This window comes from Amycolatopsis sp. M39 (assembly GCF_001651785.1).
GTDB classification, from domain to species: Bacteria; Actinomycetota; Actinomycetes; order Mycobacteriales; family Pseudonocardiaceae; genus Amycolatopsis; species Amycolatopsis rubida.
This window is the reverse complement of sequence record NZ_LWSF01000015.1, coordinates 61,519-84,678: the sequence shown is the minus strand read 5'-3', so window position 1 is coordinate 84,678 and position 23,160 is coordinate 61,519. Positions and strand designations below refer to the sequence as shown.

Below are 23,160 nucleotides of genomic sequence, written 5' to 3'. Positions count from 1 at the left end.
AGCAGCGTCGTCGCCATCAGCAGGACCGGCGCGGCCCGGAAGACCTGGCCGGTACCCCGCGGCGTGAGGGATTCCTTGCGCCGCAGCAGTTTCCGGAGATCACGCCACGGCTGGCGCACTCCGGGGCCTGCGCGTCCTTCCAGCCGGGCCCGGACCTGCCGCATCAGGCCGGTCAGGATCGGAGCCCCGGCGACCACGAGCACCGTCTGCACGACCGCCCCGGCGGCGGCGAACCCGGTCATCGCGTCACCGCCAGCAGGATCAGCGCGAGAACCACCGCGGAGAAGCCGTAGCCGAGGTACCGGTGGACGCTGCCGGTGGCCAGCCGCCGCCCGGCGCGGCCCCACGTCGCGGCCGCGGCGAGGACCGGCCGGTACAGGATCCGTTCGATCCGGTCCGGCACCTCCCGGCGGTAGGCGACCTGGCGCACGAGGTAGCGCGCTTCGTCGTAGTGACCGACGTCCACATCGGTCTCCGGGCGCACCACATTGTCGAAAACCCGTTGCAGCGGTTCGGCGAACGATGTCGCGGTGTACTCCGCCCTAGCCGTCGCGGGACCGCCGCCGCAGTCCCAGAGCCGCGCTTCCCGGCGCGCCCGGCCCGACGCGAGCAGCCGCACCGCCGCGACCACCAGCAGCGCGCCGCCGAGCAGGCCGCCGGTGATCAGCAACGGGGAAACCATGCCCGAGACACCGTTCAGCCGCACGGTGAGCAGATCGCGCTCAGCCGGGTCGCCGAAGCCCGCAGCCGCGCCGACCGCGGGCAGCACCAGCGTGGGAACCAGCGCCGGCACCACGCAAGCCACCGCCGCGAGGCCCATGCCGGCGAGCATCGTCGTCGGGCTTTCGTGCGCTCGTGCCGCGTCGGCGCCGCGCGGTTTCGCGAGGAAGCCGATGCCGAACGCCTTGACGAATGTCGCCACCGCAAGGCCCGCGGTGAGCGCGACAGCGGCCATCGTGAGCGGTATCGCGACCGCGGCGACCACACCGGACGCCGGGAGACCGTGCACCAAAGCCTGCAGCAGCAGCCATTCCGACACGAAGGCCGTGCCGGGCGGCAACGCCGAGGCGGCCAGCGCGCCGAGCCCGAACAGGCCGGTGGTCCACGGCATCCGGGTGCGCAGGCCGCCGAGCGCGTCGAGGTCGCCGGTGCCGGTCGCGTGGACCACCGACCCGGCGGCGAGGAACAACAGCGTCTTGAACGCGGCGTGTCCCGCCGTGTGCAGCAACGCGGCGGCCAGCGCCAGCCCGGCCGCGGCCCGGGAGCCGGAGGCCGCGAGCAGCCCGGCCGCCCCGATCCCGGCGAAGACCAGCCCGAGGTTCTCGGTGGTCGAATACCCCAGCAGCCGCTTGAGATCCGACGCCATCGCCGCCTGGAGGATGCCGTACACCGCGGAGCCCGCCCCCAGCACGAGCACGACGACCCACCACCAGCGGGAACCACCGCCGAGGAGGTCGAACCCGACGCGGAGCACGCCGTACGCGCCGAGGTTGACCATCGCCGCCGACATCAGCGCGGACACGTGGCTCGGCGCCTCCGGATGCGCGCGCGGCAGCCAGGCGTGCAGCGGCACGATCCCGGCCTTAGAACCGAATCCGGCCAGTACGAGCAGGAAGATCGCACTCGCCGCGGCCGGTGGCGGAGAAGCGTTGCGCAGTAACGCGAAACTGTCGCCGCCCGCGAGCGCGGCGAACCAGAGCAGTCCGATGAGGACAGTCACGAACCCGAGGTGCGTCATGACCGCGTACCACCGGCCCGCCGACGCGACCGCGGGCCGCAGCCGGTGCTCGGCCAGCAGCAGCACCAGCGACGAGACCGCCATCAGCTCCCAGCACACGAGGAAGGTGCCGACCGAGCCCGCCGCCGGCACGAGCAGCATCGCCACCACGAACAGCGGCTGCACCGCCTGCACCGTGCGAGCGCGCAGCCCGTTTCGCGCGTAGCCGATGCCGTACAGCCCCGCCGCGATCGCCACCGCACCGGTGACGGCGGTGAACAAGCCGCCCATCCGGTCCAGTTCGAGCGAGAACCCGGACAACGGCAGCAGCCACGGGAAACTGGCGTGCGCGGTCTGCCCGGCGAGAGCCGCCCCGCCGGCCGCGACCCCGGCCGCGCCCGCGAGCATCGTGCCGATTCCGGACACCCGGGTCCGGGCCCTGGCGGGCGTCGCGAGGCTCATCAGCGCTGCCGCCGCTCCGCTCGCCACCGCCGTCCCGAGCCCTGCCGCCGCGAGGTTCACCGGCCCGTCAGCTTTCGCACCGCCTCGACGATCGCCTCGGGCCGCGGCGGGCAGCCAGGCACTTCGAGGTCGACCGGCACGACGTCGCGCACCGGGCCGGTCACACCGTAGGCGCCGGCGAACACGCCGCAGTTCCGCGCGCAGTCGCCGATCGCCACGACCGTCCGCGGCTCGGGCACGGCCTCGTACGTGCGTTTCAAGGGCTCCGCCATGTTGCGGGTGACCGGTCCGGTGACCAGCAGCCCGTCCGCGTGCCGCGGCGAGGCGACCAGCCGCGCGCCGTACCGCTCGGCGTCGTAGACCGCTCCGAACGCCGAACCGATTTCGATCTCGCAGCCGTTGCACGATCCCGCGTCGACGTGCCGCAACTGGACCGAACCGCCGAGCTCACGCGCCCGCGGCAACGGCTCCGGCCGCGACGGGGCGGGTTCGGCGACCCGCCCGGTCCGGCGGATCGCCCGCCACAGCTTCAGCACCGCGCACCCCCCGCGCGCCGGGTCCCGCGCACGTCAGCGCTCCGCGGAAGGCGCGCTGCCCGCCTGCGCCGTGCGCAGGTCGTCGAGCAGTTCGACCTGCCCGGACAGCACCCCGGTCAGGATCTCGCGCGCCACCGCCATCAGCTCCGCGACCTGCGGGCTGATCAGCGAGTAGTAGACGCTCGACCCTTCCTTGCGCGTGGTGACCAGCCCCATCCGGCGCAGGACCGCCAGCTGCTGCGACAGGTTCGCCGGTTCGATCCCGACCTCGGGCAGCATCTCCGCGACGGCGTGCTCGCGCTGCGACAGCAGCTCCAGCACCCGGATCCGGGCCGGATGGCCGAGCGTTTTGAAGAACTCGGCTTTCAGCTGGTAGAGCGGTCTGCTCACGGGCGCCTCCTTCGGTCCGGACCCGCCCGCGGCCGAGGCGGAAGGGTTCAGCAATTGCGAATATTAGCAATTGCTGAACCCTTGATGCGGAGGGGTGGCTCCTCTGGGTCTCCCCCGCGCACCGCGTCAACGCCTCGGCAGCCGTCAACGCCCCTTGAACTCGGCCGCGTGATCGGCCACCCACTGCGCGAAAGTCCGCGCCGGAACCCCGGTGACGTCCTCGACCGTCGTCGTCGGCCGGTCAGGTTCGCCGCCGGCCAAGCGGGCGTACGCGTCGAGCATGGCGTCCGCGTACTCCGCCGGGATCCGCTCAAGGAGGCGTTCGCGCGCGACGTCCCGCGGCACCTCCTCCCACCGGGTCTCCCGGCCGATCACCTCCCCGATCACCCGGACCTGCTCGACCTGCGTGAGCGCAGCGGGGCCGGTGAGGTCGTATTTGGCCCCGGCGTGTCCTTCGGAGGTCAGCGCAGCGACCGCGACTGCCGCCAGGTCGGCTTCGTGGATGAGCGTGGAGTACACCGAACCGTAAGCCCCGCGAACGACACCGTCCCCGCGAATTTGCGACGCCCAGCCAAGGGTGTTGGCCGCGAAGCCGTGCGGTTGGAGGAACGTCCACTCCAGACTGGTGCGCTCGATCGCCTTCTCCACCGCGCGATGGACCCGGCTGATCGCGTCGTCCGAGTCACGGCGCGCCGCAGCCGAGGAAAGAAGAACCAGCCGGCGAGCGCCGGCGGCGACAGCGTCCGCGATCGCCTCAGCCGGTTCTCCGGAAATCAACGGCCACATCAAGAAGACCGAATCCACCCCGCGCAAGGCCGCACGCAAGCTGTCCGCATCAGACAGATCCCCGGGAACGACGTCAACGCCGCCGGGCACATCGGCCTTCTCCGGCCGCCGAGCCAACGCGCGGACCGAAAGACCATGCCCGGCCAGCTGGACAGCCACCTGACGGCCGACGTTGCCGGTAGCACCGATCACCAAAACAGTCACGGGAGCACCTCCTTGTGTCGCAGTGAAGCTCACCGTAGGTTCTGGGCTAACTTTCGGTAAGTACGCACCGCGGGGTAAGCTCCGGACATGGGAGTAGGCACCGAGGCAGGACGCCGCACCGCCCCGGACCCGGGTGACGCGTTCAACAGCAACTGCCCCGGCCGGACGGTGCTAGACCACGTGTGCAGCCGCTGGGGCACGCTGATCCTGCTCTCCTTGCGCGATCGCCCGGCGCGCTTCTCCGAACTGCGGGACACGATCGGCGGAATCAGCGAGAAGATGCTGTCGCAGAACCTGCGCACGCTCACGCGGGACGGCTTGATCCATCGCGAGGTGGAGCCCGCGACGCCGCCCAAGGTGACGTACTCGCTCACGGAACTCGGGCAGGAACTGGCGACACCGTTGGAGGGCCTGCTGGATTGGGTTCGAGTGCGGGCGGTGGACGTGGTCAAGGCGCAGCGGCGGCATGATCGGCAGCACAAGCCAGCGTCCTGAGCGGGCACGCGCAATCATCCGTCGATGCTCTCGCGGAGCGCTGCCACTTTCCGGGCTAGAAGGTAATTGTCGCCAGGCATGACGGTGATGTAGCGGTTGCTCGCCGGTCCGGAAACTTCGAATGCCACCCGGCCTTCGGCTAGGTCCCGATAGGTCAGCACACCGTCGGCCGGCCGCTGGCGCCGACCGGTTCCGACGCCGACGGTGATCTCGCCGAACCCGGAAGCCGGCTGCCGCAGCATTGCGTCGGCAGTGCGGGCAGCGCGGCTTCGGTCGGCGGGGAAGTCGCTGTCCTCGCCGTGAAATTCGTGCTGCGGCAACGAGAACGTCGGCAAACTCGCCGAACGTCGCGTCGGCAGGTTAGCCACAAGGACAGCAGCCGGGGATCGCCTTTTCTCCTCAGCTTTCAGCCATACTCGCTGCCCCGCGCACACCGCCGTAACCACGGCATGGCCGCGCTGCGCCACCAGCGCGCTGTACTGATTGCCCCGGTTGTCGACGCGGGCGACGTACTCCGAGTCGGCTCGCGCCAGGACGTGGCAAGCGTCCTCGAGTTCGTCGGAGACGCGCCCGCGGCGGAGCAGCCCCAACCGGCTCAGTTCGCCGCGGGCTTCCTCGTCCGTTTGGTCCGCGAGCGACGGCGGCACGTGGACGGTCCCGGCGCCGAACACCGCGTGCGGGTCTTCCAGGCCAGTCTCCCGGAACGCACCCAGAAGCGCGCTCAGCGCGACCTCGGTCGTGCGCGACAGCACCACCGTCGTTTCTCCCCTCAACAGTGCGCTACAGCTGCGGACGTTCGCCGATCACCGGCGGCACCGGCTTCACCTCGCTGCCGCCGAACAAACCGTCCGGATCCTCCTCCTGAAGATAGGATGCGGCTTTTCTCTCCTTGTCCTCCTCGCCCTTGGCTCCTTTGCCGCCCACGGCACCGCCTGCTAATCCGCCGCTCTTCCCCGCCGTTCCCGCCGCGCCGCCGCGCACCGGCTCCGATTCGCCCGGAACACCCGCGCCAGCACCGCCGCGTCCGCCGGTCCCGTTGCCCGGCGAATAACCCAGCGGGCCGAACCCGCCGTCCGGGCGTCCGGGCGGATCGATCGGAGTCGTTCCCGGCGGCCCGCCCGGTATCGGCCGGAACCCAGGAGGCCCCGACACCGGCGGGTTCGGGCCGGGATGCGACTCCGTCCGCGTGTCCTCGTCATCTCTCCTGGGCCGGAGCCGGCCGCCGGGAGGGTTGATCGGCGGCCACTCGCCAGGACGGCGCGGCGGCCCAGGGCTCGGGCTCGGGCTCGGGCTCGGAGCAGGATGGGGAGCGGCCTCCGGACCGCGCTCGACCGGCCCGGGCCGCCCGGAGCCGCGACCGCCAGGCGGTCTGCCGTCCGGACTTCCGCCCGGGCCGGGCCCTGCCACCGGATGCTTCCGCGAACCGTCATCGCCCGCCAGGCTGATCTCCGCGCCAGTGTCGGCCAGCTGCGAATACCGGGTCGGCACACGCGAGCTGTTCGTACCGCTCGTCGAGCTGTAGCCGCCGAAAACCTGCACGTTGTGCTGGGCGTCCGCGTGCCACTGCGACAACCGCGCCGAGTAGGTGTCGCCGTTGCCGTGCAGGACGTTGATCAGATCGCCGCCGGTCATTTCCGGTTGCTGTGCCGGCACCCGCTTCACACTGTTCTTAGCGGTTTGGAAAGCCGACATCTGATCGTTGACGGAGCCCCGCGCGATCGACAGATGCGCGCTGTCGTCCGCGGCTGCCATTGCCAGCGGCCCGCAGGCGTTCGCGGCCTCCTCTCCGGACGAACCCTGCCAGCCGGAACTCACCTTGTCGCGCAACGCCAGCACCCGGGCGGCCCGGTCCGCCAGCCGCTGGCTCAGTTTGTCGGCGACGGAGTGAGCAGCGCCCAGGGATTCGGCTCCGGGGCCACCGGTGACCTGCTCGTAGATTTCGGCCGCGGTCAGGCATCGCTCCGCGACCATCACCGACCGCCCTTCAGGTTGCTCAGCACCAATCCGGCGACCTGGTGCGCCGACTCGCACGCGTCGCCGTTGGCTCCACGGTTTTGCGGGGACTGGGTAACGGAGACGGCGACGGTGTCCCGGTCGCTCGTTCCCAGCGCCACTTCGCATTGCGCCTTCGACGCCCGCAGGTCTATCTGACCGTAGGCGACGATCGGATACCCGCCGATCGGGTCCAGCGGCATGAAGAACGGATACACGGTGCCTTTCGCACGGTAGTAACTCGTCAAGCCGAGGTTGTCGACGTTCGAGAACGTCACGATGACGTGCGCTTGACTGTGCCAGGCGCACGAAGGCCCGGCGGGTGCGTTCAGGTCCGGTCGAGGAACGATCCCGGCGCCGACGAGGTTCTCGGCCTGAGCCGGGGTCAGGCTGCCGCAAGGTGCGGCCCTGAAGCGCGCCGTGTCGATCGGCGTCTCGACCTTCGGCACGCCGGGGCCGGGAACCTGGGCAGCCCCTTGGCTGGCCGGTGCCGCCGAGGCGGGCGAGCTGGGCGTTGCCGTCGCTCCGGCATGCCCGTCAGCCGAACCGGAACACCCCGAGAGCCCGATCAACGCGGCGCAGGCGAGGAGGGGCAGGCCGCGCTTCACAGGCTTCCCCCTGCCTTCCTGACCTCCGTTGAGTGCGTGTCCTCAGCGACCGTGTACTCGCCCAGGGCGGCGCGATACTTCTTGGCTTGGTCACGGCAATACTGTTCCTGCTGGACCAGCGACACCAGGAGCGCCTTCCCGGAATCGCGGATCGTCTCCGCGTTGTTCTCGCTCGCATAGTCCAGCCCAGGAGCCTTGGCCCGAGCGATGTTTTGAGCGTACTGCTGATCTTCGCGAAATTCGTTGGCAAGATCCTCGAATTCTTTCGAAATATCAGTCAAGGTCTTCTTGTCATACGAATAACGCGGCCCGTGTGCGAGCGGGTTCACGAAAGACTCAGCCGGCCGGCCGCCATAGGCGCCGCCCGTCCGCGGCGGCTGCCGCCCCGCGGAAAATTCCTGCTGGTCACCGGTCACTCGTACGCCCTCCCCGCGTCGATCGGCCTGGGCCCGCAACCGGCCCAGTTCGGGCCGCGCCGCGCCCGGCTTGCCACTCTAGCCACGCCTGGGCGAGCCCGCTGACAATTCCGCACGATCTCCGCAAAGATCATCTCCCACCAGCGGAAATCCAATGCTGCTTCACGCTCGCACTTACCCAGGAGTCACCTTCCAGACAGCGCCGCGCAGCCTGTAACAGACCGAGCCCGGCGCTGACTTTTACGTGCGCGACCACGAAAGGCGTATACGAGATTCGAAAAACACACCGATATTTTCGACGGGGTTCGCCGTGTCGCCGCAGTTCGGGCGAGGCCGTAAAAGCAAAGCGGAGCCGGTACGCGACCCCCGCAAGGGAGGCGCGTACCGGCTCCGCCACTACCACGCGTCGGTGGTAGCGCGAGAAGCGCCACCACCGGCGGAAACCTCAGCCCTTCAGCAGCTGCCGAGCCATCACCAGCCGCTGGATCTGGTTCGTGCCCTCGTAGATCTGGGTGATCTTCGCGTCCCGCATCATGCGCTCCAGTGGGAAGTCACGCGTGTACCCGTACCCGCCGAGCAACTGCACCGCGTCCGTCGTCACGCTCATCGCCACATCCGACGCGTGGCATTTGGCCGCCGCTCCGAAGAACGACAGGTCGTCATCGCCTCGTTCGGACTTCGCGGCCGCGGTGTACACCATCTGGCGCGCCGTCTCGACTGCCATCGCCATGTCCGCCAGCATGAACTGGATGCCCTGGAAGTCCGCGATGTGCTTGCCGAACTGCTTGCGCTCCTTGACATACCCGAGTGCGTGGTCCAGCGCGCCCTGCGCGATGCCGACGGCCTGCGCGGCGATCGTCACGCGGGTGTGGTCGAGCGTCTTCAGGGCGATCTTCAGGCCCTGACCCGGCTCGCCGACCATGCGGTCGCCCGGGACGCGAACCTGGTCGAACAGCAGTTCACGCGTCGGCGAGCCCTTGATGCCCAGTTTCTTTTCCTTGGCGCCGAAGGAGAATCCCGGGTCGGACTTCTCGACCACGAAAGCACTCACGTTGGCGCCGCGGCGACCGTCGGGGTCGGTTACCGCCAGAACCGTGTAGTACTCGGAGAGGCCTGCGTTGGTGATCCACGACTTCTGTCCATTCAGGATCCAGTCGTCGCCGGAAGGGGTGGCGCGGCACCGCATCGAGGCGGTGTCCGAGCCCGCGTCGCGTTCGGACAGTCCATACGAGAATCCTGCCTCGCCCGAAGCCAGCGGGGGCAGGTACTTCGCCTTGACGTCCTCGTTCGCGGCCAGGATCAGCGGCAGGCTGCCGAGTTTGTTCACCGCGGGGACGAGCGAGGACGAAGCGCACACGCGCGCCACTTCCTCGATCACGATACAGGTGGCCAGTGCGTCGGCACCGGCACCGCCGTACTGCTCCGGTACGTGCGGGGCGTGGAAGTCCGACGCGACCAATGCGTCGTAGGACGCCTTGGGGAATTCTTCGCGCTCGTCGGCCTCCGCGGCGTGCGGGGCGATCTGCTCTTCGGCGACCGCGCGCACGGCCTCGCGGATCGCTTCGTGGTCTTCGTTGATTTTGAACAGGTCGAAGCTCATCGGGCTCTCCTCGCCGGAACTCAGTAGGTGTAGAAGCCGCGGCCGGTCTTGCGGCCAAGCAGGCCGGCGTCGACCATGCGGGCCAGCAGCGGCGGCGGCGCGTACAGCGGCTCCTTGAACTCCTCGTACAGCGATTCCGCGACCGCCTTCGTGGTGTCCAGGCCGATCAGGTCGGCCAGCGCGAGCGGGCCCTGCGGGTGCGCGGCGCCGCGCACGAGGCCCTCGTCGATGGCTTCCTTCGTCGCGAAGCCGGACTCCAGCATGCGGACGGCGGCGAGGATGAACGGGATCAGCAGCGCGTTCACCACGAATCCGGCGCGATCCTGGCACAGGATGGCGTGCTTGCCGAGGGTCTCCTCGGCGAACTTCCGCGCGCGGCCGGTGGTCTCCTCGCCGGTGAGCAGGCTCGGCACCAGTTCGACCAGCGGCAGCACGGGGACCGGGTTGAAGAAGTGGATGCCGAGCACCTGTGCCGGGCGCCCGGTCGCGGTGCCGAGCTTCATGATCGGGATCGACGAGGTGTTGGAGGCGAGCACCGCGTCCGGCGCGGCGACGATCTTGTCCAGCTTCGTGAACAGCTCCGCCTTGACCGCCTCGTTCTCGACGATCGCTTCGACGACGAGCGTGCGGTCGGCCAGCTCGTCGAGGTCCTCGGTGATCCGGATCCGCTCCAGCACCTCGGCCGCGGACGCGATCTTCCCCTTGCGCTCGGCCCGCCCCAGCGACGCCTCCAGCCGCGCCCGGCCCGCTTCGGCGGCCGCCCGGCTCGATTCGACCGCCACGACGTCCAGCCCGGCCCGGGCGCACACCTCGGCGATCCCCGCCCCCATCTGGCCGCAGCCGACCACGCCGACGAGCTCCACGTGCCTCACCCATCCCTCCGGTACTTGGTTTCATGATTACGGTACTCAGTACCGGCGAGTAGGCGAGAGCGGGGTGGCCCACCTCACCCTGCTCCCGGGGCGCCGCGTCCGATTAGGCTGGCCGCAGCGTGCGTGCGAAAGGCGGCCCGATGCCCGAGAAACCGGCCAAGCAACGGCTGACCGAGGCCGCGTTCGCGCTGTTCGAGGAACGCGGCTACGACCAGACGACGGTGGACGACATCACCGACCGCGCGGGCGTCGGGCGCAGCACGTTCTTCCGCGCGTTCCGGTCCAAAGAGGACGTGATCTTCCCCGACCACGAGGTGCTGCTGAGCGCGATCGAGGCCCGGCTGGCCGGCTCCGACCCGCGCACCGCGCTCGTCGCGGTCACCGAAGCAGCGCGGCTGGTGCTGCGGCATTACGTCGCGGAAGGCGACCTCGCGCTGGCGCGCTACCGGCTCACCCGCAGCGTGCCAGCACTACGAGCGCGGGAGATCGCGGGCACGCGGCAGTATCAACGACTGTTCCAGGAATTCGTCCACCGCTGGATGGGCGGCGGCGAAGAGACCGCGTTGCGCGCCGAACTCATGGCGGCGGCGGTGGTGACGGCGCACAACCACGTGCTTCGGCGGTGGCTGCGCGGGCAGGCGACGGACCCGGAGGCCGCCTTCGACGCCGCAATGGCGGACACGGTCGCACTGTTCGGCAACACCGGCGAGACAGAGACCACAGTCGTCGCTTTCCGGACCGGCAAAGACCTTTCCGCCCTGCTCCCCGGCCTGCGCAAACTGCTCGGCGACGAAGGCACCCTCGGCTGAACAGCTACCAAGCCTCGTCGAACCGCACACCGGCCTCGTACCAATCCTCGTCGCTCACCGGGCGCTCCGGTTCCGCCGGAAGCTCGGGGTCGGAGGTGCGGTTGCGGAGGTAGTCGCCCTCGCCTTGCACAGCGGATCCGGCCGCCGGTTGCCGAGACGCTGCGGGCTTCTCGGGCGCGGCAGCGGGTTTCGGCTCGACAGGTGCCGCAGACGGCCTCCTCTCAGCGGGCGGAGCGAGTCGTCGAGGAGCCGGAGCTGCCGGGGGGACGTCGGGCTCGAACCCGGCCCGCCACTTCAGGCGGTCCATCACGTATCCGCGGGTGCCGAGCGGAGCCAGCAGCGCCGCCGTGCGGTTCGCCGATTCCCGCTGCGCTTCGGCGTATGTGCGCAGCACCAGCGCGGCCAGCTCGTCCGGCGGCAGATTCCGTGCTGTGCCGGAGAGTTTCAGTCCAGTAAGGACACCGTCGGTGTTGACCGTGGCGGTGACCGCGTTGCCGGGCGAGGACGCCTCGACCGACAACGCGGACAGCGCCTGGATCAGTTCTTCCGGACTGGGCACGTCAGTCCATGGCGGACGGCGACAACGGCCGCGACACCGAACCGTCCGGCGCGATGTCGACGTTCCGGTCCCGGACCCGCTTTTCGGTGCCCTTCGGGGTGTTCGAGGTCTCGAAGTTGGCCGGGTCGAACGAATCGCCGGGGCTCACGTCGGGCGGGTTCGGCACCGGAGGCAGGTTGACCGACTTCTCGTGGATCTTGTCCGCGAGCCGGCCCGCCGACTCCCGCATGTGCGAACGGATCTTGTCCACCCCGCCGAGGAAGCTCTCGAAGATGTCGTCCGCGTTGTCGCCTTCCACCTTCGCCGAGGCCTGCGCCGTCACCTCGGTGAGCCCGGCTCCCGCACCCGCGACCGCGGCCTGCGCTCCGACCGCGCTCATCGACAGGCCGCCGGCCGCGGCCGCGGCTCCCGCCGGGGTGGCGACCACGGCGAGCATCCCGACCAGCGCGCCGGTGAAAGCCACCGCCGCGACCTTGGACCAGGAGATTTCGCCCTCCTCGGCCTTCTCCTTCTGGTACTTCTCCGCCGTTTCCCGGAACGTCAGCGCGAGCGAGCCGAGGTCGTCCCGCGCGGCCCACACGCCGTCGCGGGCGGCGACGATGTCGCTCTCCACGACCGTGATCTCGGCGGCGAGCGCCTCGTAGGCCTCCGACAGCCGGTCGAGGTAGGTCTTGACGTCCTCGGCCGCGTTGCCGCGCCAGGAGCCCAGCAGTTCCTTCGCCCGGCGCAGTTCGGTGATCGACCCGCGGCTGAGGTTCTTCCACACCGGCTCGTACGAGTTGATCATCGACTGCAGGCCGCCGCCGGTGTCCTTGAGGTCGGCCTCGGAGAACTCCCGGAAGACCTCGGTGACCTTGTCCTGGTACGCCTCGTACAGTTCTTTCATCGCGGAGAATTTGAAGAACTCCGCGTAGCGCAGGAATTCCAGCCCGTCGAGCGCGTCGTTGGCGCCCTTGTGCAGGTCCTCGCTGATGCCTTCGAGCAGTTCCGCGCGCGGACGGCCGTCCGCGCCGCCGCTGAGCCCGAAGTAGTCTTCCTGCTCGCTCACGTCAGCGCACCTCCCCGTCCGCGCGCCGCACCGCGGACTGCGCCTCGGCGTCCGACGCCTCGTACAGCTCGGCCACGCGCTTGAGCGCTTCGCTCGCCTGATGCGTCGTGTAGGCCAGCTTCGCGAGCGCTTCCTCCACCTTCGCGCGGTGGTTCTCGTACGCCGCCGCGATCTTGGGCATGCCGAGCGATCCGCCGAACGCGGTGGTCGGGCCGCCGCCGAACAGGTCGATCGAACCGATGATGGCGGCCGGGCCGACCGCGTCGGGCAGGTCCAGCCCGCGCACGCCGCCGCGCGCGGTCTCCGCCGCGTCCCCGGCGACCGCGACGAACCCGCTCGCCTTGCGCAGGTCGTCGAGGTCGGTTTCGAAACCGATCATGAAACTACCCCCAGTCGTGTGAACCGTGACCCTACCGGGCGAACGGTATCCCTTCCGACTCATCGGACACCGGGGAGGTTCACGGCATTGCCGTGAGGGCGGTCACATACCGCCAGTGCTCAGTCCGACGCGGACCCGACGGCGCTCCCGCGCCGGTCGGCCCGGCGCGGGAACCACGGCACGATCGGCGAAACGCGCCGCTGGTAGTCCGCGTACTCGGGATAGCGGCCGAGGGTGATGCTCTCGGTGAAGATCGTCGAACCGATGAACAGTGCCGTGAGCAGGACCGCGCCGGCGATCGTCCAGGTGACCGCGCCCGCCGCGGAGACGCCGATCAGGAACACCAGCCACCACTGCGCCTGCTCGAAGAAGAAGTTGGGGTGGCGGGAAAACCGGAAGAGCCCGGTCTGCGCGAACCGCGGGCCGGGGGTGCGCCCGGCGGCCGTCTCGCACTTCTTCCACTGGTGGAAGTTCCACTGCTGCTGGTCCGCGATCGTCTCGCCGGCCAGGCAGGCCACGAACACGACAGCCAGCACGAGGTCGGCGGCGCCCAGCGGAGTCCGGTGGTCCAGCGCGGTCCACGCGGGAAGCGTGATGAGCAGCAGGATCACGTTCTGGTAGAGCGTGATGAAGAAGAGGTTGAACAGCTGGAACTGCCACGGAGCCATCCGGCCGCGCAGCACCGCCCAGCGGTAGTCCTCGCCGCCGGGGGCGTAGCCGCCCTTGCGGCCGTAGTTGAACGTCAGCCGCGCGCCCCACAGGAACACGAGCGCGAACAGCAGGTTCAGGCGCGCGTCCGCGAACCCCGCGTGACCGGCGAAGATCCCGGCGTAGACCACCGGGACGACCGACCAGATCCGGTCCACCCAGGAGTACTCCCTGGTGAGCACCGACAACAGCCAGCAGCCGGCGCACCCGCCCGCGAACACCCAGAGGCACACCTGGAACGCGTTCATGACCGCGACTGTACTGCCGAAATCGCCGGAGCGACGCCCTACACTCTCCCCGATGGGCACCACGACGGCGAACCTGCCCCTGCGCGAGCGCAAGATCGACATTTTCTTCGCGGTGATCTTCTCGGCGTTCACGGTGACGTCGCTGATCAGCGACCTGCTGCCGACGATCGGCGTCGACTTCTCGCGCCCGACCGGCAACTTCTTCGTCGACTCCAACTACTGGTACGCCCACGACGCCGACCCGCTGTTCATGCACCCGCCGGACTGGATGCGGATCGTCACCGGGCTGTCGGCGTTCGGCTACCTCCCGTTCTACGTCGTGCTCGTCTGGTGCCTGGTCGCGGGCCGCAACGGGATCCAGCTGTTCGCGGTGGTCTACGCGACGATGATCGGCACGCTCACCGGGATCGTCGTGTTCGGCGTCGAGTTCTTCGGCGACCCGGCGACGCGCACCGGCAACCCGGGCAAGTTCCTCGCGTTCAACCTCCCCTACGTGCTGATTCCGTTGCTGCTGCTGGTGCGGATGCGCCGTCCGCTGCCGTTCGCCCGGCGATTCTGACCACTGTGGACAGAGGTGGACCGGCCCGGCGGCAGGCGGGCGCCAGCAGTCCCGCGCACAGCTCCATCGCCACCGCCGACCCGGTCGGCAAGGCGTTCGCAGTGCTCAGCGAGAGGCCCGCCGGCGCGCGGGGTGCTTCGCTGATCCGGGACGACGGCTGCCGCGGCGGCCAGCAGCGGCCCGGTCGGTGCGCCGACGAGCCACAGCACCCGCCAGCCGAGGACCCGCTCCAGCCACCACGCCGAACCGGACGCGCGACCAGGCAGCCGGTCGCGGTCGCGAGGATCGACAGGCCGGTCGCCGCCGTTCCCGGTCGCTGAGCACTGTGCTCAGCATCGGAGCCAGCTCACCGCCACCGGCATGATGCCGCACCATGCCGGTGGCGGCGAACCCGAGCATGGCGAGCGGATAACAGGCCGGCCGGCTGCACAGCAACGCGCCCAGCGCGGTGCCGGACAGCCCGCTCACCGCCGGCGGCGACGCGGTCGAGGCGTCGATGCCGTATTCCGCACGCAGGCCGGGATGACGAAACCCAACGTCGACGTCTTGCTGATGCCGATCGTCAGCGCGGCGGCGACCGCCGCGATCGCCATGCCGGGCAGCCGCCGGCCGGGCCGTCGAACCCGGTGAACCCGTCGAGTCCGCTCCGGGCATCTCGAAAGCCCGGACGAAGCCCATTGCCGAAGCGACCACGATCACCGCCGCCGGCGCGAACGCTCGCCGTCAGTTCAGGCCGGCCGGACCCGAAACTGTCGTCCTGCCTCCAGCTTCCCATCCGGGCGCGCACTGCGGCACCTTCGGTTTCGCGGTCCTGGAATCAGCTTTCCTGAAGCACCGAAAGAATATTCCCGGCTGGATCGCGGAACCACGCGATCAGTGGCCCGCCGAGCCGGAAAATGCCTTGTTCGTCGACGCCGTCGAACGGTTCGAAGGAAACCCCGGCAGCGCCGAGGTCCGCGACCGCCTGGTCGATGTCGTCCACCGGGAAGTTGAGCATGGTGTACTCGGCCGGAACGTGCTTGTCGCCCTTCGGGTAGACGAGCACTTCGCGTCCTTCGGCGAGACGCAGCCGCAGCATCCCCCAGTTTTCGGTGACCTCGATGCCGAGCGTCTCGGCGTAGAACCTCCGCGCGGCCGGGATGTCGTCCACGGAGAAACCGCTGAATGCCTTACTGGTGTCGACCATTTTTCCTCCGGAGAATTGTCAGTGCTTCGGGCGGTAAGTCACCGAGAGGACGCCGTTGCCGAACGTCCGGGAAGCGATGAGTTCGAGGTCGGCCCGGGAAGAGACCTCCGAGAACAGCCGCGCGCCCGAGCCGAGCACGATCGGGTGGATCAGCAGGTTCAGCTCGTCGAGCAAACCCGCCGGCAGCAGCGACCGCACCAGCCGCGGGCTGCCGGGAATGTGGATGTTCTTGCCCGGCTTGCGCTTCAGCGCGTTCAGCTCAGCCGCCACATCGGTGCCGAGCAGCGTCGAACCGCTCCAGCGCACTTCGGTGAGCGTGCTCGAAACGACGTACTTCGGGGTGTTGTTCAGGAACGCGGCCATCGGCGACGAGTCGCCCTGCCCCGGCCACCTCCGGGCGAAGTCCGCGTAGGTGTTCCCGCCGAGCAGCACGGCGTCCGATTCGGCGATGCTGGCGCGGATCACCTCGTCCGCCTCGTGGTTCAGCATCATCCACCCGGGCGGCGACTCGGTCACGCCGTCCAGCGATACCGACAGTCCGGCCACGATCTTCCGCACGGCTATGCTCCTTCTTCAGCTGGCATGTGCACGGGGGACGTCGGAGCCGGAATCCGCGAGGCGACACCGGCGGCGAAAAAGTTTTCGGAGGGAGCCGTCGTGCGGTACCTGATCATGATCCACAGCAACCCGCGGTTCCGGGCGCTGTGGGAGGAGTTCTCGGACGAGCAGAAGGCCGAGTTCGGCCGGAGTCACCTCACGCTCGACCGGGCGCTCGAAGAGTCCGGCGAACTGGTGCTCAGCGACGGGCTGGCCGATCCCGCCGAGGCCAAGTGCGTCACCGTGCGCCACGGCAGGGCGGTGCCGAGCGACGGGCCGTTCGCCGAGGTCAAGGAGCATCTGGTCGGCTTCTACCTGGTCGAATGCGAGAGCATGGACCGGGCGCTGGAGCACGCCGCGCGGGTCCCGGACGCGGTGTACGGCAAGATCGAGGTCCGGCCGCTGCGCACCGTGAAAGAGCTGGATCTCTGACTCCCCCGCCCGGCTTCGAGCAGCTCCTGCGCGATCTCGCGCCGCAGGTGCTCACCGCCGTCTGCCGCCGGTTCGGCGACTTCGCCCTTTGCGAGGACGCGGTGCAGGAAGCGCTGCTGTCCGCCGCGGTGAAATGGCCGGAGCAGGGCCTGCCGGACAATCCCAGGAGCTGGCTGATCACCGCGGCCGCGCGCCGGCGCATCGACATCGAGCGCAGCGATTCCGCCCGGCGGCAGCGCGAGCACACGGCCGCCGGGCTGGCGGTGCCGCGACCGGAACCGGCCCCGGCTGAGGACGACACGCTGACCCTGCTGATGCTGTGCTGTCACCCCGCACTCGGCAGGCCGTCGCAGCTCGCGTTGACGCTGCGCGCGGTCGGCGGCCTCACCGCCGCGGAGATCGGCCGGGCGCTGCTGGTTCCGGAGAAAACCGTGAGCCAGCGGATCAGCCGGGCGAAGAAACGGCTCAGCGGGGCCCGGTTCCGGATGCCGCCGCCGGGCGAACGGGCCGAGCGGATGGCCGCGGTGCTGCAGGTGCTGTACCTGATCTTCACCGAGGGGCACACCGCCAGCTCCGGGACCGCGGTCAACCGGGTCGAGCTGACCGCCGAGGCGATCCGGCTGACCCGGCAACTGCACGCGCGGGTTCCCGACGACGGCGAGGCCGCCGGGCTGCTGGCGCTCATGCTGCTCAGCGACGCCCGGCGGCCCGCGCGCACCCGGCCGGACGGCACCGCCGTGCCGCTGGCCGAACAGGACCGCTCCCGCTGGGACTCCGCCGCGATCGCCGAAGGGCTCGACCTGATCGGGAAAACCCTGGTCACCGCCCAGCTCGGGCCGTATCAGCTCCAGGCCGCGATCGCCGCCGTGCACGACGAGGCGGCCCGGGCCGAGGACACCGACTGGCCGCAGATCCTCGCCCTCTACGACCTGCTGCTCGCCCTCGCGCCGAGTCCGGTCGCGGCGCTGAACCGGATCGTCCCGGTCGCGATGGTGCACGGCGCCCGCGAGGGGTTGCGGCAGCTGGACGAGATCGCCGGGACGGCCGAGCACCATCGCGTCGACGTCGTGCGCGCGCACCTGCTCGACCTGGCGGGCGAGCCCGGGCAAGCCCGGGCCTATTACCGTTCAGCGGCACAGAAAACCCTCAGCGTGCCGGAGCGGAAATACCTGGAATCCCGTGCCGCGCCCGGGAAATCGCCCTAGCCGGCCACTCGGGCCAGCGGAGGCGGGCGCAGCGCGTCCGGGTCCGGCAACCGCATCGGCACGGTGTCCGCGTGGTACTCGAAGTGCCACCATTCGTTGTCGTAACGGCGATACAGCCGGTACTCCGCCCCGTGCCGCTCCAGCCACGCCGCGCCCTCGCTCGGGCGCACGTCGAGCGCCGTGCCGCGGACGTGTGCCGATTCGTGCGGCGGCAGCACCCGGCGCCGGGCCGCGGCGACGGAGCCGGTGCGGTGCACCTCGTCGGCGAACAGCCGATGCTGGTGGGCGGCGTCGCGGTGGCCGGAGGTGAGGCCGATGAGCTGGCGATCCTGCCAGAACGCCTCGGTGCGCGCCGCGGTGAACGCCGCGCGGGCCGGTTCGCTGAGGCCAGCGAGGTCCTCGGCCGGGTATCGCATCGCGAGCGCCCACTGGCAGGCGAGGTGACGGCCGCGGCCGGGCGAACGCAGGAACGCCGCCGGGAGCAGCGCCACCGCCAGGAGGCGGGTGACGGCCGCGAGGACCCGGGTCCGGCGAAGCGACTCGATCATGGGGTCCACTTTCGGGCCCCAGTGTGCGCGCCCTGCGCTCGGAGTTTGACAGCTCTGTAACAGTTCGCCGCGGCGGCGCTGTTACCGAACGATGACCCGGCACGCACCGGGCGGCGATCCGGGCCGGGCAGGCTGGGGCCCCGGCCGTCCGCTGTGGACTGTCCGGGCGGCCGGACGGGCGGACTGCGATAGTGGGAGACATGCCGAGGGTGCTGCTGATCGAAGACGACCAGGCCGTGCGCGACGGCCTGCGGCTGGCCCTGACCTACCAGGGCCACACGGTCGACGCGGTGGAGACCGGCGAGGAAGGCCTCGCCCGGCTCGCCGGCGACCCCGCCGACGTCGTGGTCCTCGACCTCATGCTGCCCGGGATGGACGGCTTCGAGGTCTGCCGCCGCATCCGCGCGGCCGGCGACCTGCCGATCATCATGCTCACCGCGCGCAACGACGACATCGACGTGGTGGCCGGGCTCGAAGCCGGAGCCGACGACTACGTCGTGAAGCCCGCGCAGGCCCGGGTGCTGGAGGCGCGCATTCGCGCGGTGCTGCGCCGGACCGGCGGCGAACCGCGCGGCCCGGACACGAAGCCGGGCCCGGAACGGCACGGCGACCTGACGATCGACCGCGAGGGTCTCGTGGTCAGCAAGCACGGCGCGGTGATCGGGCTCGCGCCGACCGAACTGCGGCTGCTGCTGGAACTGTCCTCCTCCCCCGGCCGCGTGCTCAGCCGTCAGCAGTTGCTCGAATCCGTGTGGGATCAGGGCTATCTCGGCGATTCGCGGCTGGTCGACGCGTGTGTGCAGCGGCTGCGCTCGAAGATCGAGGACGATCCCGCGAAACCGGTGTACGTCCAGACCCTGCGCGGTTTCGGCTATCGCTTCGGGCCGCTGTGACCGGCTGGCGGCTGCGCGGGCTGCGCACCCGGCTGCTGGTGGCGTTCGCGCTGCTGAGCGTGTTCACCGCGCTGGCCGTCGCCGGGATCGGCTATGTGCGGGCCCGGGACGGGATCCTGCAGCGCACCCAGGACAACGCCGCCGTCGAGATGACGACCCAGCTCAAGCAGCTGTACCCGCTCCCCCGGCAGCCGGTGGACACGAGCGCGCTGCAGTCGGCCGCCGAACGGCTCAACGGCCGGAAGAACTCCGCGCTGGTGACGAGCGGTGGGCACAGCGCGGGCGACATGCCCGCCTCGGTGATCACGCCGGAACTGCGGGAGGTCATGAAGTCCGGCCGGGTCGCGTGGCAGCGCGTGGACGTCGGCGGCGTGACGCAGCTGGTGCTGGGCGCGCCGTTGCTGATCTCGACCGGCGACCGGCGGAACCCGACGATCCCGTCCGGCATCGAGGTCTACGAGCTGCGCAATCTCGACGCGGAAATCGACGCGGTGAACCGGCTCGCCAGGGACGCGTGGCTCGCCGGCGGGGCCGCGCTGGTGGTGGCTTTGATCCTCGCCGTGCTGGCCGCCGGCAGCGTGTTGCGGCCGGTCGGCGAACTGCAGCGCGCGGCCCGCAGGCTCGGCGCGGGCGACCTCGACGCCCGGATCGCCGTCCGCGGCAGTGACGAACTGGCCAGCGTCGCCGAGACGTTCAACTCGACCGCCGAGTCGCTGCAACGCCACGTCGGCGAACTGCGCCGGATGGAAGCCGACGCACGGCGGTTCGTCGCCGACGTGTCACACGAACTGCGCACGCCGCTCGCCGCGATGACCGCGGTCACCGACATGCTCGATGCCGAAGCGAAGCGGCTGCCGGACGCGGCGGGCGAGGCGGTGCGGCTGGTCAGCCAGGAGACGCACAACCTCACGCGGCTGGTGAACGATCTCATCGAGGTCACCCGGTTCGACTCCGGCACCGCGTCGCTCGAAGTGGATGACATCGACGTGGCCGAGGCGATCCGGGCGACGCTGCGAGTGCGGGGTTTCGCGGTGGAAACCGATCTGCCGGAAGGAATCCGGGCGCGGGTCGATCCGCGCCGGCTGGACGTGATCGTGGCCAATCTCGTAGGGAACGCCCTGCGGCACGGCGCGGAACCGGTGACTGTCCGGTTGCGGGGCGATCAGGCGGGGATCACGCTCGCCGTCGAGGACTCCGGCCCTGGTCTCGACGAGGCGGTGCTTCCGCACGTGTTTTCCCGGTTCTACAAGGCGGACACCGCTCGCAGCCGGTCGGAAGGGAGCGGGCTCGGGCTCGCGATCGCCTGGGAAAACGCGCGATTGCACCACGGGGAACTGGTCGCCGGGAACCGGCCGGAAGGCGGTGCGGTGTTCACGTTGTGGCTGCCTCGGGAGGTGCGGCGATGAAGCGGGTGCTGGCGCTGGTCGCGGTCTTGGTGCTGGCGAGCGGGTGCGGGGTGCGGCCCAGCGGGGTGATCCCCGGCGAGAACGCGCCCAGCGGGCCGCCGAACGGGAACATCGGGCACCCGGCGACGGTGTATTTCGTGCTGAACGGGAACGTCGTGCCGGTGGTGCGCACCGGTGTCGGCGACGTGGCCGCGGACCGGGTCCGCGCGCTGGAGCGAGGGCCGGACGAGGACGAACGGGCCGGCGGTTACACGACGGAGCTTCCGCCGTCGTTCGAACCGATCGCCATCGGGGTCTCGGACGCGGAGATCGGCGTGAACGTCCGGGAACTGTCGCCGAACGCGGTCGCGCAGATCATCTGCACCGTGCTCGCGGCAGGCGGCGGGGTGTCCGGGACGATCACCCTTTCCGGCGGCGGCCAGAAGCTGCCGCCCCGTGCCTGTACCCGCTGACTCAGCCGCGGGGCTTCATCGCGGACGCGAACACCACCGCCACCACGCACAATGCCAGCGGCAGCAGGAACGCGACGTTCAACGGCACCCAGTGCGCCAGCCCGCCGATGATCGCCGGACCNCGACCACCCGCGCCATCAACGCCCCCGACGCGCGTTTGTCCAGGTTGCCCGCCGCGGTGAACAACTGCGGGACGCCCCCGGACAGCCCGAGCCCGAACAACGCCCAGCCGCACAACGACAACGGCACCCACGGCGCCAGCGACGCGATCGCCAGCCCCAGCGCCGCGAGACCGCTGCCGTAACGGACCACCGCGACCGGACCGGCCAGCGCGGCGACTCGGTCGGTCGCGAACCGGCCGACCGTCATCGCGACCGCGAACGAACCGTAGGCCAGGGCGGCGGTGCTTTCGGACGTCCCCAGCCCGTCTCGGAGATACAGCGCGGCCCAGTCGTTCGCGACGCCCTCGGACAGCATCAGCGCGAAAGCCAGCAGACCGAGCAGCCACACCACGCGCATCGGGGTGCGGGCCGGTTTGGCTTCCTCGGTGGTTTCTTCGGCGGTCTCCTCCGACGAGTCGAGCAGATACCGGCGGACCACCAGCGAAACCACGATGCACAGCACTCCGGTACCGCCGAGCGACACGGCCGTCGGCACCCCCGCACCCAGCACCGCCGCGCCGACGGCCGCCGCGATCGCACCGCCGATCGACCACATCGCGTGGAAGGCGGCCATGATCGGCCGCGGATAAGCGCGTTCGACGACCACCGCCTGCGCGTTCATCGCGACGTCCAGCGACCCGTTGAAGAAGCCGAACGCCGCGAGCGCGAGCCCGAGCGTCCACCAGTTGGCCGCGAACCCGGGCAGCACCACCGCGACCCCGACGAGCACCCCCGCGACGGACACCACCCGCGGATGCCCGAACCGGTCCGCGAGCGGCCCGGTGACCTGCATCCCGATCAACGCCGATCCGCCGAGCACGAGCAGCAGCGCCCCGAGCGCGGTGTGCGAGACGCCGGTCGCGCGTTCGATCACCGGGATGTGCACCACCCACATGCCGACCGCGAACCCGCACAGGGCGAACACGATCCAGGTGGCGACGCGCGCCGCGCGGGGCAGCACCGGGGGCGGGGAAAGCTCGGTCATCGGGCTCGGCTCCTCTTCGGGGGTCGGGTCCAGTCGGGAACACGGGTGCGGGCTGGGCTGGGGCATGATGGGCGGGTGGAAGCCGAACCGATCGCCGCCCCGTGAGCGAGGGCTACCTGAAGGGCAGAATCCGCCGCGACGACATCGTTTCGGCGGCCGCCGCGGTGTATGGCGAGGCCGGCTACCACGGTGCGTCGCTGCGGGAAATAGCCAAACGAGCAGGCATCACCCACGCCGGCTTGCTGTACCACTTCCCGACGAAGGAAGCACTGCTCGCGGCGGTCTTGGAACGCCGCGACGCCGAGGACGCCGTCCGAGAACAACTGTCCGCCCCGCCCGGTTTGGAAGTCCTCCGCCGCTTCATCGCACTGGCCGAGCACAACGTCCGCCACCGGGGCATCGTCGAGGTGTACTCGCGCCTCGCCGCCGAAGCAGTGTCGGAGGCCCACCCCGCGCACGCCTACTTCGCCCGCCATTACCGAGAGGCCCGCGACAGCATCGCCCAGTCGTTCCACGCGCTCGCCGAAACAGGCGAGCTGCGCCCCGGCGTAGACCCGGACTTGGCGGCACTCACCTTCGTCGCACTGATGGACGGCCTCCAGGTCCAGTGGCTCACCACCCCCACGCACGTAGATGCAGTCGGTTCCCTCCGTCTCTCTCTGCAAACTCTCCTGACCGTCCCCCTGTTCCCGAACTAAGCCGAATCCGGAAATCCGCCCCCCAGATGGCGGATTTCCGCCCTCCCGTCCGTGAGGGGAACCCTCATTGACTCTGATTCCCTCAGGTTCCCCTCACGACCCGCCACCAGCCACGCGCACCCCAACCGCAGCCCGCGCACCCACCCAGGCAGCCACTACCAAACCGCGGCCAGCGCACCCACCCACCCATCGAGGCACCCAGCCCCTCC

27 protein-coding genes and 1 pseudogene are annotated in these 23,160 nt (G+C 70.3%); 9 read left to right on the top strand and 19 right to left on the bottom strand.

Features of this window, described 5'->3' with window-relative positions; translation table 11 throughout:
• The 5 genes from A4R44_RS50785 to A4R44_RS27475 form a co-directional block, all read right to left on the bottom strand.
• Positions 1-242 (bottom strand): NADH-quinone oxidoreductase subunit H (locus A4R44_RS50785; RefSeq protein WP_232791809.1); only part of this gene is annotated, 242 nt, incomplete at its 3' end.
• Complete coding sequence (locus A4R44_RS27490; RefSeq protein WP_067586810.1) at positions 239-2,239, bottom strand: proton-conducting transporter membrane subunit; 2,001 nt, start codon at positions 2,237-2,239, stop codon at positions 239-241. The genes A4R44_RS50785 and A4R44_RS27490, both read right to left, overlap by 4 nt.
• Positions 2,236-2,715, bottom strand: a complete 480-nt coding sequence (locus A4R44_RS27485; protein WP_198545458.1) for an NADH-quinone oxidoreductase subunit B family protein — start codon at positions 2,713-2,715, stop codon at positions 2,236-2,238. The genes A4R44_RS27490 and A4R44_RS27485 overlap by 4 nt, the downstream gene beginning before the upstream one ends.
• A 33-nt stretch (positions 2,716-2,748) precedes the next feature.
• On the bottom strand, positions 2,749-3,105 hold the full coding sequence (locus tag A4R44_RS27480) for a helix-turn-helix transcriptional regulator (protein ID WP_067586807.1): 357 nt from the start codon (positions 3,103-3,105) through the stop codon (positions 2,749-2,751).
• A 144-nt stretch (positions 3,106-3,249) separates the two neighbouring features.
• Positions 3,250-4,095, bottom strand: a complete 846-nt coding sequence (locus A4R44_RS27475) for an NAD(P)H-binding protein (RefSeq protein WP_067586804.1) — start codon at positions 4,093-4,095, stop codon at positions 3,250-3,252.
• 87 nt (positions 4,096-4,182) lie between these two features.
• On the opposite strand from A4R44_RS27475, the gene A4R44_RS27470 reads away from it, so the two are divergent.
• Positions 4,183-4,590: a helix-turn-helix domain-containing protein gene (locus A4R44_RS27470; protein ID WP_067586801.1), complete on the top strand. Its 408-nt coding sequence runs from the start codon at positions 4,183-4,185 to the stop codon at positions 4,588-4,590.
• A 14-nt stretch (positions 4,591-4,604) separates the two neighbouring features.
• Here the strand turns inward: A4R44_RS27470 and A4R44_RS27465 are convergent, their stop codons facing one another.
• The 6 genes from A4R44_RS27465 to A4R44_RS27440 form a co-directional block, all read right to left on the bottom strand.
• The gene (locus tag A4R44_RS27465; protein ID WP_067586798.1) at positions 4,605-5,345 is read right to left on the bottom strand and encodes an ESX secretion-associated protein EspG; all 741 of its coding nucleotides are present in this window, start codon (positions 5,343-5,345) and stop codon (positions 4,605-4,607) included.
• A gap of 25 nt (positions 5,346-5,370) precedes the next feature.
• The gene (locus A4R44_RS27460; RefSeq protein WP_067586795.1) at positions 5,371-6,561 is read right to left on the bottom strand and encodes a PPE domain-containing protein; all 1,191 of its coding nucleotides are present in this window, start codon (positions 6,559-6,561) and stop codon (positions 5,371-5,373) included.
• Positions 6,561-7,190, bottom strand: coding sequence for a DUF3558 domain-containing protein (locus A4R44_RS27455; RefSeq protein WP_232791800.1), 630 nt, complete (start codon positions 7,188-7,190; stop codon positions 6,561-6,563). Before A4R44_RS27455 ends, A4R44_RS27460 begins: the two co-directional genes overlap by 1 nt.
• The gene (locus tag A4R44_RS27450) at positions 7,187-7,606 is read right to left on the bottom strand and encodes a hypothetical protein (protein WP_095213628.1); all 420 of its coding nucleotides are present in this window, start codon (positions 7,604-7,606) and stop codon (positions 7,187-7,189) included. The genes A4R44_RS27455 and A4R44_RS27450 overlap by 4 nt, the downstream gene beginning before the upstream one ends.
• A 445-nt stretch (positions 7,607-8,051) precedes the next feature.
• Positions 8,052-9,206 carry an acyl-CoA dehydrogenase family protein gene (locus A4R44_RS27445; RefSeq protein ID WP_067586789.1) on the bottom strand — a complete coding sequence of 385 codons (1,155 nt, stop codon included), beginning with the start codon at positions 9,204-9,206 and terminating at the stop codon, positions 8,052-8,054.
• Between the two features lie 20 nt (positions 9,207-9,226).
• Positions 9,227-10,078 (bottom strand): 3-hydroxybutyryl-CoA dehydrogenase, encoded by an 852-nt coding sequence (locus tag A4R44_RS27440; RefSeq protein WP_198545457.1) that lies wholly within the window; start codon positions 10,076-10,078, stop codon positions 9,227-9,229.
• 140 nt (positions 10,079-10,218) lie between these two features.
• Here A4R44_RS27440 and A4R44_RS27435 point away from each other — a divergent pair, with 140 nt between their 5' ends.
• The gene (locus tag A4R44_RS27435) at positions 10,219-10,887 is read left to right on the top strand and encodes a TetR/AcrR family transcriptional regulator (protein WP_067586786.1); all 669 of its coding nucleotides are present in this window, start codon (positions 10,219-10,221) and stop codon (positions 10,885-10,887) included.
• 4 nt (positions 10,888-10,891) lie between these two features.
• Here the strand turns inward: A4R44_RS27435 and A4R44_RS27430 are convergent, their stop codons facing one another.
• The 4 genes from A4R44_RS27430 to A4R44_RS27415 all read right to left on the bottom strand — a co-directional run bounded on the left by A4R44_RS27430 (position 10,892) and on the right by A4R44_RS27415 (position 13,829).
• The gene (locus tag A4R44_RS27430) at positions 10,892-11,446 is read right to left on the bottom strand and encodes a YbaB/EbfC family nucleoid-associated protein (protein WP_067586783.1); all 555 of its coding nucleotides are present in this window, start codon (positions 11,444-11,446) and stop codon (positions 10,892-10,894) included.
• Position 11,447: 1 nt separating this feature from the next.
• Entirely contained in the window at positions 11,448-12,494 is a 1,047-nt protein-coding gene (locus tag A4R44_RS27425; RefSeq protein WP_067586780.1) for a hypothetical protein, read from the bottom strand.
• 1 nt (position 12,495) lies between these two features.
• The gene (locus tag A4R44_RS27420) at positions 12,496-12,873 is read right to left on the bottom strand and encodes a hypothetical protein (RefSeq protein WP_067586777.1); all 378 of its coding nucleotides are present in this window, start codon (positions 12,871-12,873) and stop codon (positions 12,496-12,498) included.
• Positions 12,874-12,992: 119 nt separating this feature from the next.
• Positions 12,993-13,829, bottom strand: coding sequence for a DUF1295 domain-containing protein (locus A4R44_RS27415; RefSeq protein WP_067586774.1), 837 nt, complete (start codon positions 13,827-13,829; stop codon positions 12,993-12,995).
• Positions 13,830-13,881: 52 nt separating this feature from the next.
• On the opposite strand from A4R44_RS27415, the gene A4R44_RS27410 reads away from it, so the two are divergent.
• The gene (locus A4R44_RS27410) at positions 13,882-14,388 is read left to right on the top strand and encodes an emopamil-binding family protein (RefSeq protein WP_093576639.1); all 507 of its coding nucleotides are present in this window, start codon (positions 13,882-13,884) and stop codon (positions 14,386-14,388) included.
• A gap of 817 nt (positions 14,389-15,205) precedes the next feature.
• Here the strand turns inward: A4R44_RS27410 and A4R44_RS27405 are convergent.
• A complete protein-coding gene (locus tag A4R44_RS27405; RefSeq protein ID WP_067586768.1) occupies positions 15,206-15,574 on the bottom strand; it encodes a VOC family protein in 369 nt (122 codons plus the stop codon).
• An 18-nt stretch (positions 15,575-15,592) separates the two neighbouring features.
• Positions 15,593-16,132: a dihydrofolate reductase family protein gene (locus A4R44_RS27400; protein ID WP_067586765.1), complete on the bottom strand. Its 540-nt coding sequence runs from the start codon at positions 16,130-16,132 to the stop codon at positions 15,593-15,595.
• Between the two features lie 99 nt (positions 16,133-16,231).
• On the opposite strand from A4R44_RS27400, the gene A4R44_RS27395 reads away from it, so the two are divergent.
• Complete coding sequence (locus A4R44_RS27395; RefSeq protein ID WP_067587057.1) at positions 16,232-16,603, top strand: YciI family protein; 372 nt, start codon at positions 16,232-16,234, stop codon at positions 16,601-16,603.
• Complete coding sequence (locus A4R44_RS27390) at positions 16,600-17,808, top strand: RNA polymerase sigma factor (RefSeq protein ID WP_067587060.1); 1,209 nt, start codon at positions 16,600-16,602, stop codon at positions 17,806-17,808. The genes A4R44_RS27395 and A4R44_RS27390 overlap by 4 nt, the downstream gene beginning before the upstream one ends.
• On the opposite strand, the gene A4R44_RS27385 is transcribed toward A4R44_RS27390, so the two are convergent.
• Positions 17,805-18,356: a D-alanyl-D-alanine carboxypeptidase family protein gene (locus A4R44_RS27385; RefSeq protein ID WP_067586762.1), complete on the bottom strand. Its 552-nt coding sequence runs from the start codon at positions 18,354-18,356 to the stop codon at positions 17,805-17,807. The two genes, A4R44_RS27390 and A4R44_RS27385, sit on opposite strands and share 4 nt — an antisense overlap.
• Positions 18,357-18,556: 200 nt before the next feature.
• Between A4R44_RS27385 and A4R44_RS27380 the strand changes: the two genes are divergently transcribed.
• From A4R44_RS27380 to A4R44_RS27370, 3 genes are read left to right on the top strand one after another with little or no spacing between them, the layout of a single operon-like run.
• Entirely contained in the window at positions 18,557-19,249 is a 693-nt protein-coding gene (locus A4R44_RS27380; RefSeq protein WP_067586759.1) for a response regulator transcription factor, read from the top strand.
• Positions 19,246-20,655, top strand: coding sequence for a HAMP domain-containing sensor histidine kinase (locus A4R44_RS27375; RefSeq protein WP_067586756.1), 1,410 nt, complete (start codon positions 19,246-19,248; stop codon positions 20,653-20,655). The genes A4R44_RS27380 and A4R44_RS27375 overlap by 4 nt, the downstream gene beginning before the upstream one ends.
• Positions 20,652-21,107, top strand: coding sequence for a hypothetical protein (locus tag A4R44_RS27370; protein ID WP_067586753.1), 456 nt, complete (start codon positions 20,652-20,654; stop codon positions 21,105-21,107). Before A4R44_RS27375 ends, A4R44_RS27370 begins: the two co-directional genes overlap by 4 nt.
• A 1-nt stretch (position 21,108) precedes the next feature.
• Here the strand turns inward: A4R44_RS27370 and A4R44_RS27365 are convergent.
• Positions 21,109-22,253 (bottom strand): annotated as a pseudogene (locus A4R44_RS27365) (MFS transporter).
• A 101-nt stretch (positions 22,254-22,354) separates the two neighbouring features.
• Here A4R44_RS27365 and A4R44_RS27360 point away from each other — a divergent pair.
• The gene (locus tag A4R44_RS27360) at positions 22,355-22,951 is read left to right on the top strand and encodes a TetR/AcrR family transcriptional regulator (RefSeq protein WP_067586750.1); all 597 of its coding nucleotides are present in this window, start codon (positions 22,355-22,357) and stop codon (positions 22,949-22,951) included.
• The last annotated feature ends 209 nt before the right edge of the window (positions 22,952-23,160 follow it).